This is a genomic window from Ignavibacteriota bacterium (assembly GCA_016708125.1).
Lineage (GTDB): Bacteria > Bacteroidota > Ignavibacteria > Ignavibacteriales > Melioribacteraceae.
Window position 1 is genome coordinate 1,336,564 of sequence record JADJGF010000001.1, and the last position, 20,151, is coordinate 1,356,714.

A 20,151-nucleotide genomic window follows, 5' to 3' on the forward strand; every position below is an offset into this window, starting at 1 on the left:
AAATCTAATTTTTAATTACTCTTTTTTCAACTCCTTCAAACGTCATTTTAATTGGTAAGATAAATCCATTTTCATCAAAGTACATTCTGTCAATACAAACTTCTCTATGATTTCCATTTGTAGTATTTAATGGTCTGCGATGATATGAAATATACCATTCATTTGTATTGGGAATTTCAAAACATGAATGATGTCCCGCTCCCGTTGCAATTGTTGAATCTTGCTGTAAAATTTTTCCTATTCTTTTAAATGGACCAATCGGCGAATCTCCGATTGCATAAGCCACACTATAATCGGGACCAGTCCAGCCGCCTTCAGACCACATAAAATAATATTTACCATTTCGCTTAAATAAGAAAGAGCCTTCAACATAATTTTCCGGAGTAATTTCTTTAAAAATTTCTCCATTGTTAAAAGGTATTAATTCATTATTAAGTTTAACTACATTGCAATGTTTCCATCCGCCGTAATACATGTAAATTGTGTTGTCATCATCTCTAAAAACAAATTGGTCAATTGGTTGAGCACCGTTATAAAATTTATTGATTAGAGGTTTTCCAATTGCATCAAAATATGGTCCTTCCGGTTTTTCACTTACGGCAACGCCAATTCCACCAAGCTGATTATCATTCTGAATATCATTTGCGCTGAAGAAAAGATAATATTTTCTATTTGCATAAAATATTGATGGAGCCCAAATTGAATATGCCGCCCATGAAATATTTTCAACATCCAAAATGTGTGAATGTTTTTTCCAAGTAATTAAATCTTCTGAAGAAAAAGCATCAAGAAATGTTTGTTTTAAATATTGCGGATTTATTGTGTTTTTCTGTAACTCGATTTGCTCTGTAGTTAAATTTGATGGAGTATAATTTCCTTCAAATTCATCAGAAAAAGTTGGGAAAATCCAAAATTTATTTTCAAATATTTCTGCTTCGGGATCAGCATACCAGCCTTTAATTATTGGGTTTCCGGAATATTTATTAGAAATATTTTCTGTTAAATTTTCTTGCGCAAAAATCGAAATCTGTAATAAAATAGTTAGAAAAAAAGAAATTAGTTCTTTCATAAGTTTTTAGGATGATAAATGATTCTTACATTTGTTTACGGTATGGTATTATTTAATCAGCCTCTTTATTTCGTCAAGGATTTGTTCAATTACTTCGATGTTGTATATTTTTTTTGTTCCGCTTGAACTTTTAGTAGAAAATACAAAAAATACTTTTCCACCAAATTCTTTTTCAAATCGTTCGTGATTTTTTCTGTGCATTTCAATCCATTGATATTGGTTAAGTGCTTGTCCCGATGCGATTGGTTTTATCTGAATACCAATGTTTTTAACATTTATTTTTACGAAAAAATCTACACCGTAAGTTCTATCCCAAATATCAGGTGCCGGCTCAATTTTGTACCCGATTGCACCTTCAAGTTGTCCGTAAATTGTGTCTATTTCTGTGCGATAGCCTTCATAGGTGCGGTTAAGAACTAAATTATATGCATAATCAATACATTCTTCTTCTGAAATCTGTTCAAGTTCATGTTGAACAATTTCTGAAAGTTTGACATAAAGAGTTTGACCAAGACTTGTGATATATTCTCTTGTAATTTTGAGACCGTCTTTTTTCTTCTGTTTTGCTTGATTAAAATAAAACTGTTCCCATTCTTCATATTTTGAAGGAGCGCATGTTCTAATCAATTCGGATGTAGTTCCAACACTATGAGCTTTGTTTAAACCCCAACGGTTCATACCGTAGTTTAAAAGTGTTTCTCGTTTGAATTTTAGATTATATCCTTCCGAACCAGATATGTGTTCCTTAGCCATTTTGTTCTAAAAGTAGGTTTAAAAATTTGTCTTTGTACTTAAAATCAATGTTGCTGTCCACTTGAACCAAACCGTTTTTAACCAAATGAGCATTGATAAATGTTTTGTTTTCTAAATAGAGATAGCAAAGTAAATTGTTTTCGCTATCGTATTTTACATTGTCGTATTTTAGGAAAACTCGTTTCCCTTTTGTTCTTTCAACTATAAATTTTGTCGCTTTTCCATTTATAATAGGGTTTTCCTTGATTCCAATAAGTTTTATTGTTAAGTCGTTGCTTAAACGAATTTTTTCTGGGCTAATGACTTCTTTAACCGTAAAAAGTTCGTCTCGTTTGGTGGAACTGTCTTTATCAATCTTAGAACCAAATTGTAATTTCTTTATATCAATTTTTTTATCAAGTGTATGTGGGTCTCTGAAAATGTAAGGTTGTGTTTTTATCTTTTTTACAAAATCTGTTTTGATTGGTTTTTGTTCAGAGAAATCATATGTTGTTCCGTTTAAATCGTTTTGATGAACTTCCAATTTTTCTTTTATGATTTGAACAAATTCAGGATTGATTTCGTAACCAACCGAATTTCTGCCCAGATTTTTTGAAGCCAGTGCTGTTGTTCCACTTCCCATAAATGGATCAAGTATTGTTTCGCCAATAAATGAAAACATTTTGATTAATCGTTTTGGTAATTCATCGGGAAACATTGCAATGTGTCCGTTTTGCCTTGCACCTGCAAAATTCCAATGCCCTGCAAAATAAGTATTCCATTCTTCTGCTGTCATTTTGGAAAGTTCTTTCTGTTCTTTCGTTGGTTTTGGTGCATCGCCCAATTTTTTGAAAACAAGAACAAACTCATAATCTAATTTTAAAATGCCATTTCTCGGATATGGATACGAACCCATTTGAACGCCACCGCCAGTGGTATTGGAAGTAGTAACTTTTTGCCATATGATTGCACCCATATAGTCAAAACCAATGATTTCACAGAATTTGATAATCTCTTCACGGATAGGGATGACTTTATAACGTCCGTAATACACAGAGCGGGCAAATTGATCGCCAATATTTACACACAATCTACATCCATTGTGAAGGGCTCGGTAACACTCTTTCCAAACTAAATTTAGGTTGTTAATGTAATTTTCGTAAGTGTCATGAAACCCGATTTGGTTATCAGTTCCGTAGTCTTTGAGCTGCCAATATGGAGGTGAAGTAATAGCCAAATGTACCGAATTGTCGGGCAATTCCGTCATTAATCTGCTGTCACCATTTACAATTTTATGATGTGTTTTCATTTATGCAAAGTTACACAAAATATCCAACTTTTTCTCATATTTTCAAAACAACATGGTCTTTCCGCTGTTATCAATAACGATTCAAAAAGTGAAACTACTTAGAATAAAAGCAAAAAATTAGTCAATAAACAAATCTGCTATTTTTTCTGCATAATTTTTTGCATCGTAATCTCTAATATTCATAAGTACAATAACCGTTAAATTCAATTCCGGTATTTTCATATAAATATTTGAAAATCCGCATGTGCTTCCGGTGTGATAAATTCTTTCATAATTTTTATAAGGATCCAATCTCCAGCCAAAACCATAATCAAATTCTTCACCTTTATTATTTTTTCCTTTCACAAAAGATTGTACATATTTTTCTTTTGGTATAAGTGTGGGATTTTCAACTTCTTCATTCCATTTAAGCAAATCAATTGTTGATGAATAAATTCCGCCATCGCCCAAAACTGCACTTGTTGAACTTTGATCCGAAAATTCAAATCCAGTATCCGTTTTCACATAACCGAAAGCACGATTGGGAATTTCCGAAATTCCTTTTTCGTATGCAATTGAATTATTCATTTTTAACGGTTTGAAAATTCTTTCATTCAAAAACTCTGCAAAAGTTTTTCCGGAAAGTTTTTCAACAATTAATGCTAAAACTGCATAACCGGAATTTGAATATCTGTGCTCTTTTCCCGGCTCAAAGTATGTAGAATCTTGTTTCATCAAAATTTGCAAAACATCTTTATCTTTAACTTGAATTGAATCATCATTCACAAAATCTTCGTAATCTAAAATTCCGGAAGTGTGCTGCAAAATATTTTTGATGGAAATTTTATTTCCATATTTCGGAAATTCCGGGAAGAATTTTGTGAGCGAATCCGAAAAGGAAAGTTTTCTATCATTTTCCAAAAGTAAAATAGAAAAAGCCGTAAACTGTTTTGTAATTGAAGCTAATCTGAAATTTGTTTTTGGTTCAATTAAGATTTTATTTTCCAAATCCGCAAAACCAAAACATTTTTCATAAATTAAATTTTCATCTTTCAAAACCGAAACGGAAACTCCCGGCGTCAATTCTTTCTGAAATTCAGAAAAAATATTATCAATTTTATTTTCCATGGAAATTGTTCCGCAAGAAATTATAAATATTTGAAGTAAAAGTATGATTGGTATTTTTTTCATTTTCTAAAGTAAAATTTGTTTTGTAAAACTCTTCTATTTTGCAATTAAAACCAAATTTGGAGTTAAAATAATATTATGGGATATTTTATCCATTTAATTTTATTAAAAAGTTTTATATAATTCCGAACACTAAATTATTTATTTAAAAGAAGTTATGAATAAGATATTTCATCCGGCAAATGAGCGCGGATATTTTGATCATGGTTGGTTAAAAACTTATCACTCGTTCAGTTTTGCAAATTGGTATTCGCCTCAAAAATTACATTTTGGAAAATTGCGAGTTTTAAATGATGATTGGGTTGCGCCTGCAGAAGGTTTTGGTAAACATCCGCACGATAATATGGAAATTGTTACAATTCCGTTAAATGGAAGTTTGGCTCACAAAGACAGCATGGGACATCAAGAAAATATAAAACCAAACGAAGTTCAAGTTATGTCGGCGGGAACGGGAATAACTCATTCCGAATTTAACGCTTCCGATTCTGAAAATGTTGAACTTTTGCAGATTTGGGTTTTTCCAAATAGAAGCGGACACACGCCACGTTATGATCAAAAATATTTTGATCCAAGTGAAAGAAAAAATAAACTTCAAACAATTGTGTCGCCGGATAAAAATGCCAACTTACTTTGGCTTAATCAAGATGCATATTTTAATTTGGGAGATTTTGAAAAAGGCAAAACTATTTCCTACAAAATTCATAATGAAAATAATGGTGTTTACATTTTTAATATTGAAGGAAAAATTAAGATTTCTGATGAAACTTTAAATCGCAGAGATGCTTTGGGAATTTGGGAAATAGAAAGTTTTGAAATTTCAGCAGAAGAAGATTCCAAATTTTTGCTAATTGAAATTCCGATGAAATAATTTATTTCATTTTCTTCATATAATCTTCATTCACATCACCATAAATAACATTTATTTTTGTTTTTTGTTTCAATCCTCAATTATGAAACACAATATCCGATAATGTAAATTAAATGGGGGATTTTCAGTGCCTAAAATTTTTAGGGTTAGAGATCTCTTGCTTCTTCATAATTTCCTGCAATTGTTTTCTTCCTCTAACAACTTTCGGCAATTTATTATTTTTGAAAATCATCTTCAAGGGGGTAAACAATGAAATGGCTAACAAATATTAAACTTACATCAAAATTAAGTTTAATAATCTCACTTTTTGCAATTGGTATGATTTCACTTGGAACAGTTTCTTATTTAACATTAGAAAAACTGCGGGTAAATGGTGAAATGTATAACCAGATTATACTGGGAAAGGATTTAATTGCTGATATTCTTCCCCCGCCAAATTATATAGTTGAATCTTATCTTAATACTTTTCAAATGCTCGATGAGCCAAATAAAACAGAATTGGACAAATTAATTGAAAAGTCTAAATCGTTAAGAGAAGAATATAATACTAGACATAATTTTTGGTTAGAAAATCTCGCTGATGGGGAAATGAAAGAAAATATGGTTAAAGAATCATATTCACCGGCAGAAGATTTTTTTGATCTCCGTGATAAAAATTTTATTCCATTAGTTTTGAGTGGAAGCTTAGATGCCGCAAGAATTTTATTAGACACAGAAATGAAGGAAAAATATAATCTTCATAGAATCTTTATTGATAAAGTAGTTAATCAATCTGTAATTAATAATAGTACATTAGAAAAAGAAGCAAATGAAATAATAGAAGCAAGAACAATTGGTTTGGTAGCTACTGGTTTAATAACTTTAATTGTAGTGTTCTTTATTGTTTCAATTATCTTCAAAAAAATATCAAATCCAATAGCATAAATTGCTTCCGCCGCAAAATCAATTTCGGAAGGTAATGTAAATGTTGTAATTAAACACAAATCCAAAGATGAAATTGGTGAATTAGCTCAAGGATTTAATCAATTAATTGCTACTCAAAAAGAAAAGATTTTAGCCGCAAAAGAAATTGCAATGGGAAATTTGAAAAGGGTTGAACTTGCTTCCGAAAAAGATGAATTATCAATAGCATTTAATCAAGAAGTTGAAACTATTGAAAATCTTTTAAATGAATTAAAGAAATTAGTAAATGATGCAAAAAAAGGACAATTAAACAAAAGAGGAGATGCTTCAAAATTTGATGGTGCTTGGAATGAATTAGTGATCGGAATTAATTCAATATTAGATGAAGTATTAAAGCCAATTCAAGAAGGATCAAATGTTCTTAAAGTAATGGCAAATGGCGATTTAACTTTTAAAGTTGTTGGTAATTATGAAGGAGATCATCAAATTATTAAAAATAGTATTAATTCATTGTCTGATTCATTTAATTCTTTGTTAAACCAACTAACCGAAGCAATACACGCAACGGCAAGTGCAGCAACTCAAATTTCATCAAGTACTGAAGAAATGGCTGCTGGTGCTGAAGAACAAAGCAGTCAAACTACCGAAGTTGCTACCGCAATGGAAGAAATGGCTGCAACAATTTCTGAAACAACAAGAAATGTAGTAAAAACTAATGAAGCTGCAAAAGAATCAAAAAGCCTTGCAACAAACGGTCAATCTGTAATTGAAACAACTATTTTAGGAATGCAGAATATCGAAAAAGTTGTAAAACAAGCGTCAAATATTATTCTTCAATTGGGAAGCAGCAGTGAACAAATTGGACAAATTGTGCAGGTAATAAATGATATTGCTGACCAGACAAACTTACTTGCTCTTAATGCTGCTATTGAAGCTGCGCGAGCCGGTGAACATGGAAGAGGTTTTGCTGTTGTTGCTGATGAAGTTAGAAAGTTAGCTGAAAGAACAACGGTTGCCACAAAGGAAATTGCAGAAATGGTTAATAAAATTCAAACAGATAGTAATAATGCAGTTGATGCTATTAAAATGGGAAACGATGAAGTTGCAAAAGGAATGAGCGAGGTAGTTAAAGCTGGAGAATCTATGCGGGAGATTGTAAATTCTTCTGATAAAGTTTTGGAAATTTCATCTCAAGTTGCTGTTACCAGCGAAGAGCAATCTACAACAGTTGAGCAAATCAGCCGAAGTCTTGAGTCTATTAATTCTGTATCGCAAGAATCTGCAATTGGTATTCAACAAGTTGCCGGTGCTACAAATGATCTAAATCAATTAACCGAACAATTGCAAAATATGGTTGGTAAATTTAAATTGAGTAATGATAATGTTGATTATTATAGTTATAAAAAAAATGTTCGGCAACAAATAGCTGTTTGAGAAAATATTATGATATAAATCTGTAAAATTTTGCCAATTATTTAATTTGATACTTTTAGTCAATTTAATTTTGTTAAATAGACTAAAAGTATTTTACTTGTCTAACAACATCTAAATTTTCAAATCAAAATTATTTTAGTAAATAAAGTTTTTCGGTATTACTTATCTTTACACATCAAATTTAAAAATTATTTGGAATTATGGAACTTACAAAATCTCTTGTGGAATTTTTTCAATCATCGATTTCTCCGCTTGTATTAATTTCCGGCGTTGGATTAATTTTACTTTCGTTAACGAATCGTTTGGCAAGAACAATTGATAGATCGCGCGGATTGGTTGCCGAAATTGAAAAAGGAAATCTCACCGAATTAGAAATTGAAAATAAAAAACTTCAGCTTAGAATTTTAGTTAAGCGAAGTTACATTTTAAAATATTCAATCGGATCAATTTCATTCAGCATTTTGAGCAGCAGTTTAATTATTCCAATTTTATTAATTATGAATTTATTCCAAGTTAATTTGGAAGCGTTGGGAATTACATTTTTTATTTTGAGTATTGCTGGAATTATTTTATCTGCAATATTTTTATTTGCTGATGTAAACTTAACTTTAAAAGCCCTTGAATACGAAATTAAAGATCACATTTAAAAAGGAATTAAGATGCAGTTTGTAGTTTTTGCTCATGATTATAAAGACGAGAAAGCGTTAGAAAGAAGATTGGCGGTTCGAGAAGAACATTTAAAATTTGCAGCACAAATGTTTGAAAACGGGACTTGGCTTTTTGCTTCTGCTTTGCTTGATGAAAATGGAAATATGAACGGTTCTGTTATTTTTTGTGATTATGAAAATGAAGAAGTTTTAAGAAAAAATTGGCTTGATAAAGAAGTTTATGTAACCGGAAAAGTTTGGGATGAAATTACAATTAGAAAGGCAAAGGTTGCAAAACATTAATAATTGGATTTCATTTTTTAAATGAAATAATATTTAATCAAAAGATAACACGTCGTTTAGTTATTTTTCATATATTTATTATAATTTTTTAATTTATTACGAAAGGAGCTGTACAAATGGGCAAACATTATGCGAAAGCAAAATGGGAAGGAACATTAAAAGATGGTTACGGAAAAATGAATTTTACCGGATACGATGGACCTTTTAATTTTAGATCAAGATTTGAAGACGGTCCCGAAACAAGTCCGGAAGAATTAGTTGGCGCAGCAAATGCCGGATGTTTTTCTATGTTTTTATCGGCGTTAATTTCTAAAAAAGGAATAACACCAACCAGCATTGAAACAAAAGCAACGGTTGAGTTGGGACAAGATAACGGTCCAAAAATTACTTCAATTATTTTAGATTCTGAAGCAGTTGTTCCCGGTTTGAGTGAAGAAGATTTTAATCAATTGGCAAAAGAAGCAAAAGCTAATTGTCCTATTTCCAGATTATTTGCGGGAACTGAAATTATTCTAAACGCAAAATTAATCTCTTAAATATTTTTGTAGAGACGTAAAATCCGTTAGCTAACGGATACGTCTCTACTTTTATATAAATTTTCTATTCAACAAGCTGTAATTTTACAATTTGAGTTTTATTCATACCGTGAAGAACTGCAATATATAATCCCGATGCTACTTTTTGATTGTCATCCGAAACACCATTCCAATGTAAATAATGTACTCCACTTGATAATGACGAAAGATCAATTTCTTTAACTTTTTGACCTAAAATATTATAAATAATTAAAGTATAATTATCTGATTCCGGAATTGTAACTTTTAAAGTTACCGTACTATTAAAAGGATTTGGATAAGCTGAAAGTTCTAAGGCATAAATGTTATTAATATTATCAGTAATATCGGTTACGTCGCCATCGTCTTCTTTGTATTCTTCATCTTCAGACTCATTATTTTCATTATTTGTATTATTTATTAAACTTTCATCTATTACAATAAATCCAGTGTATGGAGTAAGAATATTATGTTCAACGCTCATATCTATAATACTGTTGATTGTAAGCGGATCATATGAAAAATTAAGTAATTCATTAATATTCTCGCCAAACCACGAAGTAACAATTTTTTCATTACCAATTGTTAGATCACTTTCGCTAAGTACGAATGTTGTATCAATACTTTCCATTTGTTTTTTGCCAATTATTTTTACTTGAATTGGAAAATCACCAGTAAATTTACCTACCTGCATAATTGGAAAATTAAGTGGATAATATCCTTCGTTTTCATTCATTAAGTGTTTACTGTAAGAATAACCATTTTGAAATGTCATTTGTACTTCAACACTTTCAAAGTGACTAATTTTTTCATAAAAGAATGCATTTAAAATTGTTTTGATATCGTGATAACGCAAATAATACAAATTACCGGCTGTTTCATTACTCATTTTTCCGTAGAAAGATTGCAATTGAGTTTCGTAATAACCGTTTCCCGTATTATAATTATAGTTGTAAACCAATGAATTTACATTATCCAAATCAACAAAATGCAACTTTGATTGATTTTTAAACATTGCTAAAATTTCACCAGCTAAAGCTTCTTTATCATTAACTCCTAAATTTATTTCATCAGTGTTTGAGAAAACTACAACTTCGGGATTTCCAGATGATTTGTTTATAAACTCCGCAGCCTTACTCATTAACGGCTGAAAATAACTGTATGTCGGAAACGACCTTTTCATCACTTTGGCAAAAAGCGTATCCAGATTTGCTTCCGAGCAGCTCGTCCAATTATCGGATGCAATTTCAATATCATCATACGCAATCATTATATTTATCGAATCATTTTCATCCATTGATTGAGAAATGGTTTCTTTTAAATAGGTTAAAAGATATTCTCCATCAAAATTTTTTGTATTATAAATATTTAGATCAACACAAACTAAAATTTTTCTGTTTTCTTTTATTTTGGGAGTTTGCGGCGGATAAACAGCTAAGTGATAATAATTTTCATTATTGTGTTGATACGAACTTAGATAAATATTGTCTTCTATTGGTGATGGAATAACAAATTCAATAAATTGATCATACTTTACCGGAATTTTTAAATTCCATGTTGAATCCAATACCGAATGAGTTTTACTTAAAATATCCGCACCAACTACTTTTGGTTCTAAGGGATTAGAATTATAATTATAGATAATGTCTATATCTTTAACATTTTTAGTTGTTTTCTTTGCTATAATTTCCGTTGTTGGAAGCCAAGCTCTTAAAGAATTTGCCGAAGGTCTTCCCGGAACCAAATACTGAATTTTAAATTTCCTTTTTTCATCTTTCTTAATTGGAAATATTTTGAGTTCATAATTTACTTTTCCGTCTCTTGTTGCTTCGGATTGTGTCAATAATCCGGGATGTCTAAAAGGCGTGCTTACATCACTAAACATTAATTCCGCTGTCCATTTATCCATTACTGTTGCTGAAACTGTTGAGTCTTCTGTAATCCAGAGTTTGTAGTCTGTCATAATTGCATATTCCGGAAGTGAAAACTTCCATAGAAATTCCAGTTCATTATAATTTTTGAAAAACCAACTGTCAAATCCATAAGAGACTGTCATATAAATATTTAACTCAATAAAATTACCGCGCGGAACAACTTTTATTGTTGCATCATGAATGTTGACATTATAGTCTTTAACATTCGGATAATTAGCTTCATAAACAGAATATTCACTTGCTATCGTAACGGAAAACCAAAACAGAATATATATTAAAATTAACTTTTTCATTTTTTTCCTCAAAATTTAATTAACGAATTAAAAGAAGTTTCATTGTTTGAATATGTTGATTGGATACATATCTAACTAAATATGTGCCCGAACTAACATCTTCTCCATATTCGTTTTTACCATTCCATACAATTTGTTTAACGGTGCTTACATTATTATTGAATTCATATGATTTTACTTTTTGTCCCAAAATGTTAAATATCTCAACCGTAAAATTTTTATCGGCTTGGTTAGACATTTCAATATTTATTGTTGTTGTTGGATTAAATGGATTTGGATAAGCTGATAATGAATATGAATTCGGAACTTCTGGAATTTCTTCAACCGATGTAGAAATAGAATCCGGCACTGTAAGAGTATCATCAAGAGTTAATGCTTTGAATCCTATATAATTATTTACTCCCGGAAGTAAAAATCCGCTGTAAGGAGTTATAATATTATTTTCAACCGCAAGTTTTTCAATATATTTAATAGTTTCATAAGTCTGCGGCTGCTCAAGAAGATTTTCTCTTATATAATGCGAATACCAATAAGTTTTTGCAAAATGATCAAATTCATTTTTAATTTCCGTTTCTTCAACTTTAAAACTTTTACGATAAAGTTCTTCTCCAAAATATCCGTTATATAAAATATCAAAAGGAATGTCGCCATCGTACAATCCAATTTGAAAATATCGAGACATCATATTAAAACTTTTTCTTCCGTTATTTAAATCAACTCTGGAATAACTAAATCCGTTTTGCGGAATTGGATCAATTTCTACAACTCCAATAACCGGCGCAAAGACATCAAAACCAACATCTGCCCAATCATAATCTTGATAATCCCAAATAAGTTTGTATGTTCCTTCTGTTAAACGAAATAAATTTTCATAAAGATATTGATTACCTCTATAGTCTTTATTGTTGATATAGTTTCCATTATAACCATTCGCAACATCCATAATTCTAAATATTATATCATTATTTGCGGAAAATAATGTTTGATCAACTATTTCCATTGCTTCGGAAGCAGTTTCAGCATGAGTTGCATCATCTGAAATTAACCAAATTTCTCCGGCTTTATCAATCTGGTTAAATTTATTTACAGCCGCTCTTAACATAAATGGAAGCGTATTTAATTTTGGATCATACGATTTAACTTCATTAATTTTCTGCTCAATCAATTCATTTGTTTTCATTTGGAAATTATCACCAAGCCATTTGGGATTAAAATCGCTAACAATAAAAAGTACTGAATCTTTCTCCGTTAACCCAAATTGTATTGGGTATTTAAGATTATCAAGAACTGAATTATAATTCCCATTAGCGAGATCAATTGCAATAATTACATTTCTTGAAGATCTGTCATCATTTGTTATTTGCGGCAAGATAGAAGTCTGATAAAATTTATTTTTGCCGTCATCAAAAGTTTTTAAATATTCCCCATTTATAATTTCCATGGGAACACGAAGCAAAGCATTTTCATTCCATTGGTAATAATCTAAATTGGGACCAACTTGCCACTGCCAATAATCACCGGATTTTTGCCAATTTGCATCAATATTAATTATATTTTTTGGTTTTTCATTGGGATTGTTTTTATCAATTATTTTAAATACTGCGGGCTTATCATTATTAGTAAAAATATAATTTACGTTGTTCCAACTTTGATATGGTTGATAAAAATTTCTTGTTAAAATATTAAATCTCCTTACATCCCAAAACATTTCACAAGGAGTTAAAAATTTAATCTGTATTTTTTTGTACTGCTTACTATCAACAGGGGTAATTTTCAATTCTAAAAAATTATCTAATGTTCCATTATAATTTCTGTTTCGATATTCCCTCATTAATAACTGTTGTTTGGATGTATTTTGCTCGTCATAATTTTCTTCAGCTGTGGATAAATCAATCATTTGAGCTGAAGTAAATTCGTTCTTTGAATCATCCCACATTTTACAATCAGTTATTACGGATTTTTCCGGTAAACTAAAATTCCAGATAAATTCATAATTACCAGCCGGCGGATAAACTTTTGTATTATTCCAATATTCAAGATAATTACCCAATCTGACTTTCATTGTTAAAGTTGTTTCATAAAATAATCCATCAACAACAACGGTGGTTTCAAATTCATTAAATTCCAAAATGTTCCAATAATTATAGCCGTTTGGCTGCCTTGCTTGAAAATTTACATAATTATACGCTTGAGAATTTTGGAGCGCGAGACTAAAAAATATCAAACTTAAATAGAGAATCATTCTTTTCATTTTTCCTCCACGGGAATAAATAAATTTATTTTAATTATCATACAATCGATATGCCACATATTTAATTTATTATATGTAAAAAAAACAGAATAATTAATTTAATCAAACTAATTTATGCGAATTATATTCGTTTAAACGAATATTTTTCATAGTAATTTTATTATAATCATCTGGAAAATTAAGTATGAATAATCATTCAAAAACCTCCGAAAGAAAATACTATTTAGATTGGCTCCGTGTAATTGCATTCTACATTTTGATTTTTTATCACGTGGGAATGATTTTCGTACCGTGGGATTTTCACATAAAAAATAATCCAACTCTGGAATGGTTTGAAACTTGGATGGCGTTTTTCAATCAATGGCGATTACCATTATTATTTACTATTTCCGGAATGGTGATTTTTTATTCAATGGGAAAAAGAACCGCAAAAGGAATTTTAATTGAGCGATCAAAAAGATTATTAATACCTTTAATATTCGGAATGTTGGTAATTGTTCCACCGCAAATTTATTATGAAAGAATTTCGAACGAAATTCAATTTGCAAATTATTTTGAATTCTGGAAAACCGTTTACGATTTTATTCCTTATCCAAAAGGCGGAAGTTTAAGCTGGCATCACTTATGGTATGTACTTTATATTTTTGTTTATTCAGTAATTGCACTTCCAATATTTTTATTTTTAAGAAGTGAAAAATCAAATCGACTAAAAGAAAAAGTAAATGTTTTTTTCACAAAACATCCAAACACAATTTATTTATTAACTATTCCACTTTTAACATTTTATTATTCATTAGCTGGAATTTTTCCTACAACACATGGATTTTTTGATGATTGGTATAATCACAGCATTTCGTTCACTCTTTTTATCTTTGGCTTTTTTATTTCTTCTTTTTCAGGTTTGTGGGAAGTAATTATTGCGAATAGAAAAAAATCTCTAATTATTTCTATTATCACAATTTTATTTTTATTGATTTTTGTCTGGGGTCCAACTTTTGAAATAATGAACGAAGATACAATTTTCTTTGAAATTTTATATGGTTTACTAAAATGGATTCTAATTCCCTCTTGGATTTTTACATTACTTGGTTACGGAAAATTTTTATTGAACAAACCAAGTAAAATTTTAACATATGCAAACGAATCTGTTTATCCGCTTTATATTTTGCATCAAACAATTATGATTATCTTCTGTTATTATATTATTAATTTGGATTGGAATATTGCCGTAAAATTTACAACAATATTATTAATTACTTTTGTCGGAAGTTTTCTTTTTTTCGAATTGTTTATAAGAAGATTTAATTTGATGCGATTGTTGTTTGGTATGAAATCAAAAACGTAAAATTATTTTTTGGGGAAAATTCGTTTAATTTGTTCAAATTATTTTCAATTTTGCACTTTGAGTATTTTTAATTATCTTAAAATCACACTTGCAAGAAATAATATTTTACTAAATATATAAATTCCTATCCGGTCATAATTCTATAATTAAATTTCTTAATCAACTTAAGAGTTATTATGACATCAATAATTGCAAGAATCGTTCTATTTTTTTCAATCCTTTTATTATTAACTTTTTTAAGTTGTTCGGAAGATCCTTCATCACCAAAAGAAGAAAAACCAAAAGATGCGGTTACGGTTGGGGTTAATGGCGGAACTGTAGAAAAAGGGGATTTCAAAATCACAATTCCCCCTGGTGCATTTGACAATGATTACAATATTTCTGTATCTGAAGTTGAAGATGACGGTGCTTTTGGAGAAAATAGCTCAACACCAATTTATAAAATAAGTGGCATTCCTCAAACTTATTCCGAACCATTATTATTATCTGTTAAAAAAAATGATTCTTCAACTGATGAACAGTTATTGGCAGTTGGATATTATTATTGGTATACTGATAATGTTACATATTCTTTTTTTGAATCTTATGATTCAAATGGATATATCAATTCAAAATTACCACTTTTAGATAATGAATTTGGGAATAAGTATATATCCAAAATTGCTGAAAAAACTGACGTTGAGTTTTACGTTCGTCATGCGAAGGATTATCACACACTGAATTCAAATGAAAATCACTTTAAAATTTATTATCCTCCAAATTGGGACACAACAAGAGTTATTGAGTTTGGCAATTATTTGGAAGAAGCATATCAAAAAATATATGATTTAGGATTTAGATATGATGCCAGAACGAATTGGCCTGTAGAAATAACTTTTTTAAAACAAGTTGCAGATGGTCTTACATCCAATTCTTGGTTTGGAAATAATTATGGATATATAAATTTTAGTGGTAACCTGCTTAATCAAATGTCAAATGCACATGTTACTGCTGCACACGAATTTTTCCATCTGGTTCAATTTCTTTATGATCAAAGAAATGGAATAAAAAAATCTGCATATCCATCAAATTTTCACTGGGTTAATGAAGCTTGTAGTGCATGGCTCGAAGAGAAATTTTCTGACGAAATTAATTATATACCAGAGGTATGGAAAGAGAATAAATTATCTCCTTTAGAAGGTTTACAGACTCTGCCGAATACAAGCAATGATCAAATTATTTCTCATGGTTATGGTTTATCAGCTCTAATTAAATACTTAGTTTCAAAATTTGGTGAAAGTATTTTAATAGATATTTACAGCGATTTAAAAAACGGCAAACATCCGGTTGATGCGGTTTGTCGGACAGAAGAAAATAGGATTGGAGAATTTGAATATCCTGTTGAGTGGTGGGAAGATTTTTTAAAGGAATATATACTAGGAAATGTTTATTCCGATATTAGTTTGAGTGAATTGACCGATAAATTTAAAACTGGAAATTTCAAAATTTTAACTAATACAGATACATTGAAAACTTTTACTAATAAATATCAAGATCTTTCAGGAAAACTTTTTACTGTTAGTTTAAATTATCCAGAAATAGATCCAAGTGCACAAATAATTTTTAAAGTTTCAGGTGCTAACAAAAAGTATCTCACCCTATTCAAATACAATGATAAAGTTCTTGAGTATTTAGCTACTGACTATGATAAAATTGTAGTGGATGATATTAAAACTCTAACACAGAATGGTTGGAATTTCCTTGCATTAGTTAGCAATAACCGATATTCACAACCTTATACCGCACAGCATGAAATAACTTTAGATGTAAAAATAGAAAAAAACAAACCAAATAATAATTTATCTGATTTCAACACTTGTGGTTTTGGGCTTGATCTTGAAGCCATAATTAAAACAACTGATGAAAACGGTAATTCAGAATCGACAAAATCACTTAGTTTTAATTGGTATATTTATAATGCAAAGGGAAGCTTTTCTGGAAACACTTTTACTGGATCATTTAATGAAAGATCAGGTGAGTTTATTGGATCGATAACAGCAACATTAAATGAATCTTTAACCCAGGTTACTAATTTTACTTATAAATTTGAATATACACCATCCTCTGATAATAAAAGCATATACTTAGTTTCTGGAACTGATATTCCTGTAACTTTATTAGACGATAATGAAATTAGGTGTGGGATGTACTGGGATAATAACATTTGCAGCCATTTAACTAAAGTATACTTTAAAAATGAATACAATTATAACGGAAAGCCAATAACGGAAGAGTTGATTGATCCTTCTTGTGATGATTATAGTAATATTTATATTAGTTTTAAAAAAGAATAGAAATTTTTTATTTCCTGTTTTTCTTACATCAGCAAACTCTAAAAATTTTTTCATAATTGTTAAGTGTAACATTTATAACTGCATTACCGAGTTTTTTGGGTTTAATTACCTATTTAAGAAAAAATTTTTCTAAAGTAAAATAGACTAAATAAATTTGATTAGAGGAAATTAGAATGAACAAGTTTAAATTTGTTATGATTGCAATTGCATCATTTTCTCTATTTTTTAATAATACTTTTGCACAAATTACAATAAACGGAACAATATCAGATCCAAATAACATGCTGGTTGGTAACGCGTTGGTGGAGGTTTTTGATCAAAATGATACTTTAAATAAATATTCTGCAACAACAGACGTTTCGGGTAATTTTCTAATATCTAACATTACAGATATTGAAAACTTTGTAAGTGACATACCTAATGATTACTTGATTATTAGAAACTATCCCAATCCTTTTAATCCATCAACAATAATTTATTTTGAATTACCAAGCTCAGAAAATATTGAAATAAAAATTTTTGATATTCTTGGTCGTGAAGTTCGCTCACTTTTTAGTGGATTCCACAAATCTGGAGTTGATCAATTAAATTGGGACGGTAGAAATAATTATAATCAATCTGTTTCGGCTGGAGTTTATTTATGTCGGTTAAAAACCAAAGATAATTTTAAAGTAAACAAAATGGTTCTTCTAGATGGAGGGACAAATAGTTCGGGTAATATTAGTTATAATAAATTATCAAAACAAAATTTTCCAAAAACCACTAAGACTAATTCAAGATTTAATTTTACTGTCAAGATTTCCGGAGATTCTTTAGATGCAACTTTTTTTAGAAATTTAGTTTGTACAAAAGATACAACTCTTAATTTAATAGTCTCAAAAATTATTAAAATAGAAACAATTGGAAATGGGGGCGGAATTGTTGGAAATGATGATTTTAAAATTTCAATTCCGGCTGGGGCATTTGATGGAAATTACAACGTTTCTTTAATTAAAATTGAAGATGACGGTGCTTTTGGTGAAAATACCGTTACACCTTCTTTTAAATTAAGCGGAATTCCAAATAATTATTCCAAACCAATTAAAATTATTGCCAGGTATTCTGGGGAATTATCTGGAGAAAGTTTTCTTGGAATTGGAACTAGTGCCTTCGATATTTTAGAAGAAAGCACCTCAATAGTTTATAATATGTATCAAGCATATGATTCTTTGGGATATTTAATTAGTTCTATCCCGACATTAATTTCTCCAACTGTTTTACTTAAAAAAAATGAAGTTACTAATTTAGACTTTTTACCTGTTTTTAGTACTGCATATGCCATAACAAATTCAGATCATTTTAAGTTTGTATTTCCAATATCGGCTATTCAACAAATTGCAAATTTAAAGGAAATGTTTGAAGATGCATATTCTGTTGTTGAAGATGGTTTACAAATCTTGATTAGTCAAGACATAGATCGGTTAGTTGTTATAAAACCAAGTGGAAAACCAATGACAACAAATACCACTACTAATACTGTAAATGGTGAAGAGCAATTTATAAATATTTTTAACATCAACCAGAATAGTCTGTTCACCGATGATTATTATATAATACAAGTAAAAACCACACAAGAACTATTTAGTTTTACTGGAATGCCGGAGACTGTTTATAATGTTAATGAAAAAAAACTCTTTGAAGGTAAAAGCTGGATTGAGTTTGCTATTTATTGTTGGATAGAAGATTTAGTTAACGGCAATCCGAATTACAAATATCCTAAAAATTTTTTATGGGAAAGAATGGAATCTTTTTATGGCTTTAATAAAGATTTGGATGAAGATGAAAATCCAATTCCTCATGGTAGAGGAATGTCGGCATTAGTAAAGTACATAACAAACAAAAATTCTTTGGGAATTGGATTCGTTGGCTATTTTTATAAAAATATTAATTCCTATTATACAATGGTCCAAGATTTTGTAGAATCAATAGGTTTACCTGCAAATGATTGGTGGCCTGGTTATTTAAAAGAGCTTGTTAACAATGAATTATATGAATTACCTGATGATTATTTTACTAAAAATGCTCATGCTGAATGGGAAATAAACTCTGCAGATGATGTTACCAAAACATTTTCTTCTGATGAAGTTGGAACTTACCAGGATCTTTCAGCTAAAATTTTCAAGATAAATCTAAATTATGCTGATCTTGATAGTACACAGAATCTAAAACTTAAAATGGTTGGTCCGGAAAATAACAAAGATTTATCACTTATTTTATTTAGTGTAATAAATAATAAACTTGAGTATATAGAAACCACCCAATTAGCTGAATTTGAAATAACAGATCCGAAATCTTATTTTGAAAATGGAACCGGCGAATTTTTAGCAGTTCTGGTAAACAGCAACATTATGCAAGATGATTATTTAGGGCAGTCCGATATTAACTTAGAAATACAGGTTACTCCAAAATTAGAACCACTGGGCTTGCCCTATAACAAATGTAAAATAACATTACTGAATTTAGTTATTCATGAACATTCAGAATATTCAAATTCCGATCCGGTGGATGGATCAAGGGAATTTGATTATGTCTCTGGTTCTGTTCCAAGTAATTTTATTGGAAGTAGTTTCAAAGGAATATTTGAGGAGACTGTTGGTAATCAAACATATAAGGATACTCTTGAAATTGTTTTAAATGAAACTCACGATACCATTGTTTACTTAAGCTGGCAAAAAGGATACTATTATACAGATGAAATTAACGGTGTGTACTCAAATGAACATTTTGACTTTATTGCAAATAATATTGAACTTTGGGGCATTCTTGCTGATCAGTTCGCTTATTTTCAAAAGGATGGGATTGGTGTCTGTGGTTTGATAAATTATTTTTACTTAACAAGCACAAGCGCTACCCCGTCTCGTAGTTCAGTCAGGTGGTCAACCGAACACGATTGTACAGAAACAAGCAGACTGCAGATTGAATTTCGAAAAGAATAACTAGCAATATAAAATTACAACTGCTAATTAGACC

At 29.9% G+C, this 20,151-nt stretch carries 15 protein-coding genes and 1 pseudogene; 10 read left to right on the forward strand and 6 right to left on the reverse strand.

Annotation, left to right across the window (positions count from 1 at the left end; genetic code table 11):
- Positions 1-4 precede the first annotated feature (4 nt).
- The 4 genes from IPH62_06065 to IPH62_06080 all read right to left on the reverse strand — a co-directional run bounded on the left by IPH62_06065 (position 5) and on the right by IPH62_06080 (position 4,280).
- Complete coding sequence (locus IPH62_06065) at positions 5-1,069, reverse strand: family 43 glycosylhydrolase (protein ID MBK7104830.1); 1,065 nt, start codon at positions 1,067-1,069, stop codon at positions 5-7.
- Positions 1,070-1,117: 48 nt separating this feature from the next.
- Positions 1,118-1,822 carry an MjaI family restriction endonuclease gene (locus IPH62_06070; protein ID MBK7104831.1) on the reverse strand — a complete coding sequence of 235 codons (705 nt, stop codon included), beginning with the start codon at positions 1,820-1,822 and terminating at the stop codon, positions 1,118-1,120.
- Entirely contained in the window at positions 1,815-3,068 is a 1,254-nt protein-coding gene (locus IPH62_06075) for a thermonuclease family protein (GenBank protein ID MBK7104832.1), read from the reverse strand. Before IPH62_06075 ends, IPH62_06070 begins: the two co-directional genes overlap by 8 nt.
- Positions 3,069-3,227: 159 nt before the next feature.
- Positions 3,228-4,280, reverse strand: a complete 1,053-nt coding sequence (locus tag IPH62_06080) for a beta-lactamase family protein (protein ID MBK7104833.1) — start codon at positions 4,278-4,280, stop codon at positions 3,228-3,230.
- Positions 4,281-4,434: 154 nt separating this feature from the next.
- On the opposite strand from IPH62_06080, the gene IPH62_06085 reads away from it, so the two are divergent.
- The 7 genes and pseudogenes from IPH62_06085 (at position 4,435) to IPH62_06115 (ending at position 8,968) form a co-directional block, all read left to right on the forward strand.
- Positions 4,435-5,145 (forward strand): pirin family protein, encoded by a 711-nt coding sequence (locus tag IPH62_06085; protein ID MBK7104834.1) that lies wholly within the window; start codon positions 4,435-4,437, stop codon positions 5,143-5,145.
- 249 nt (positions 5,146-5,394) lie between these two features.
- Positions 5,395-6,069, forward strand: coding sequence for a hypothetical protein (locus IPH62_06090; GenBank protein ID MBK7104835.1), 675 nt, complete (start codon positions 5,395-5,397; stop codon positions 6,067-6,069).
- A pseudogene (locus tag IPH62_06095) lies at positions 6,070-6,177 on the forward strand (HAMP domain-containing protein). It begins immediately after the preceding gene.
- A 42-nt stretch (positions 6,178-6,219) separates the two neighbouring features.
- Positions 6,220-7,482 (forward strand): methyl-accepting chemotaxis protein, encoded by a 1,263-nt coding sequence (locus tag IPH62_06100; GenBank protein MBK7104836.1) that lies wholly within the window; start codon positions 6,220-6,222, stop codon positions 7,480-7,482.
- A gap of 200 nt (positions 7,483-7,682) precedes the next feature.
- Entirely contained in the window at positions 7,683-8,129 is a 447-nt protein-coding gene (locus tag IPH62_06105) for a DUF2721 domain-containing protein (GenBank protein MBK7104837.1), read from the forward strand.
- 12 nt (positions 8,130-8,141) lie between these two features.
- Entirely contained in the window at positions 8,142-8,432 is a 291-nt protein-coding gene (locus IPH62_06110) for a hypothetical protein (protein ID MBK7104838.1), read from the forward strand.
- A gap of 116 nt (positions 8,433-8,548) precedes the next feature.
- Positions 8,549-8,968 carry an OsmC family peroxiredoxin gene (locus IPH62_06115; protein ID MBK7104839.1) on the forward strand — a complete coding sequence of 140 codons (420 nt, stop codon included), beginning with the start codon at positions 8,549-8,551 and terminating at the stop codon, positions 8,966-8,968.
- A 64-nt stretch (positions 8,969-9,032) separates the two neighbouring features.
- Here the strand turns inward: IPH62_06115 and IPH62_06120 are convergent, their stop codons facing one another.
- Positions 9,033-11,213, reverse strand: coding sequence for a T9SS type A sorting domain-containing protein (locus IPH62_06120; GenBank protein MBK7104840.1), 2,181 nt, complete (start codon positions 11,211-11,213; stop codon positions 9,033-9,035).
- 19 nt (positions 11,214-11,232) lie between these two features.
- Positions 11,233-13,464 carry a T9SS type A sorting domain-containing protein gene (locus tag IPH62_06125; GenBank protein ID MBK7104841.1) on the reverse strand — a complete coding sequence of 744 codons (2,232 nt, stop codon included), beginning with the start codon at positions 13,462-13,464 and terminating at the stop codon, positions 11,233-11,235.
- A 184-nt stretch (positions 13,465-13,648) separates the two neighbouring features.
- Here IPH62_06125 and IPH62_06130 point away from each other — a divergent pair, with 184 nt between their 5' ends.
- The 3 genes from IPH62_06130 to IPH62_06140 all read left to right on the forward strand — a co-directional run bounded on the left by IPH62_06130 (position 13,649) and on the right by IPH62_06140 (position 20,117).
- Entirely contained in the window at positions 13,649-14,809 is a 1,161-nt protein-coding gene (locus tag IPH62_06130; protein ID MBK7104842.1) for an acyltransferase family protein, read from the forward strand.
- A 176-nt stretch (positions 14,810-14,985) separates the two neighbouring features.
- Positions 14,986-17,142, forward strand: a complete 2,157-nt coding sequence (locus IPH62_06135; GenBank protein ID MBK7104843.1) for a hypothetical protein — start codon at positions 14,986-14,988, stop codon at positions 17,140-17,142.
- A gap of 173 nt (positions 17,143-17,315) precedes the next feature.
- Positions 17,316-20,117: a T9SS type A sorting domain-containing protein gene (locus IPH62_06140; GenBank protein MBK7104844.1), complete on the forward strand. Its 2,802-nt coding sequence runs from the start codon at positions 17,316-17,318 to the stop codon at positions 20,115-20,117.
- The last annotated feature ends 34 nt before the right edge of the window (positions 20,118-20,151 follow it).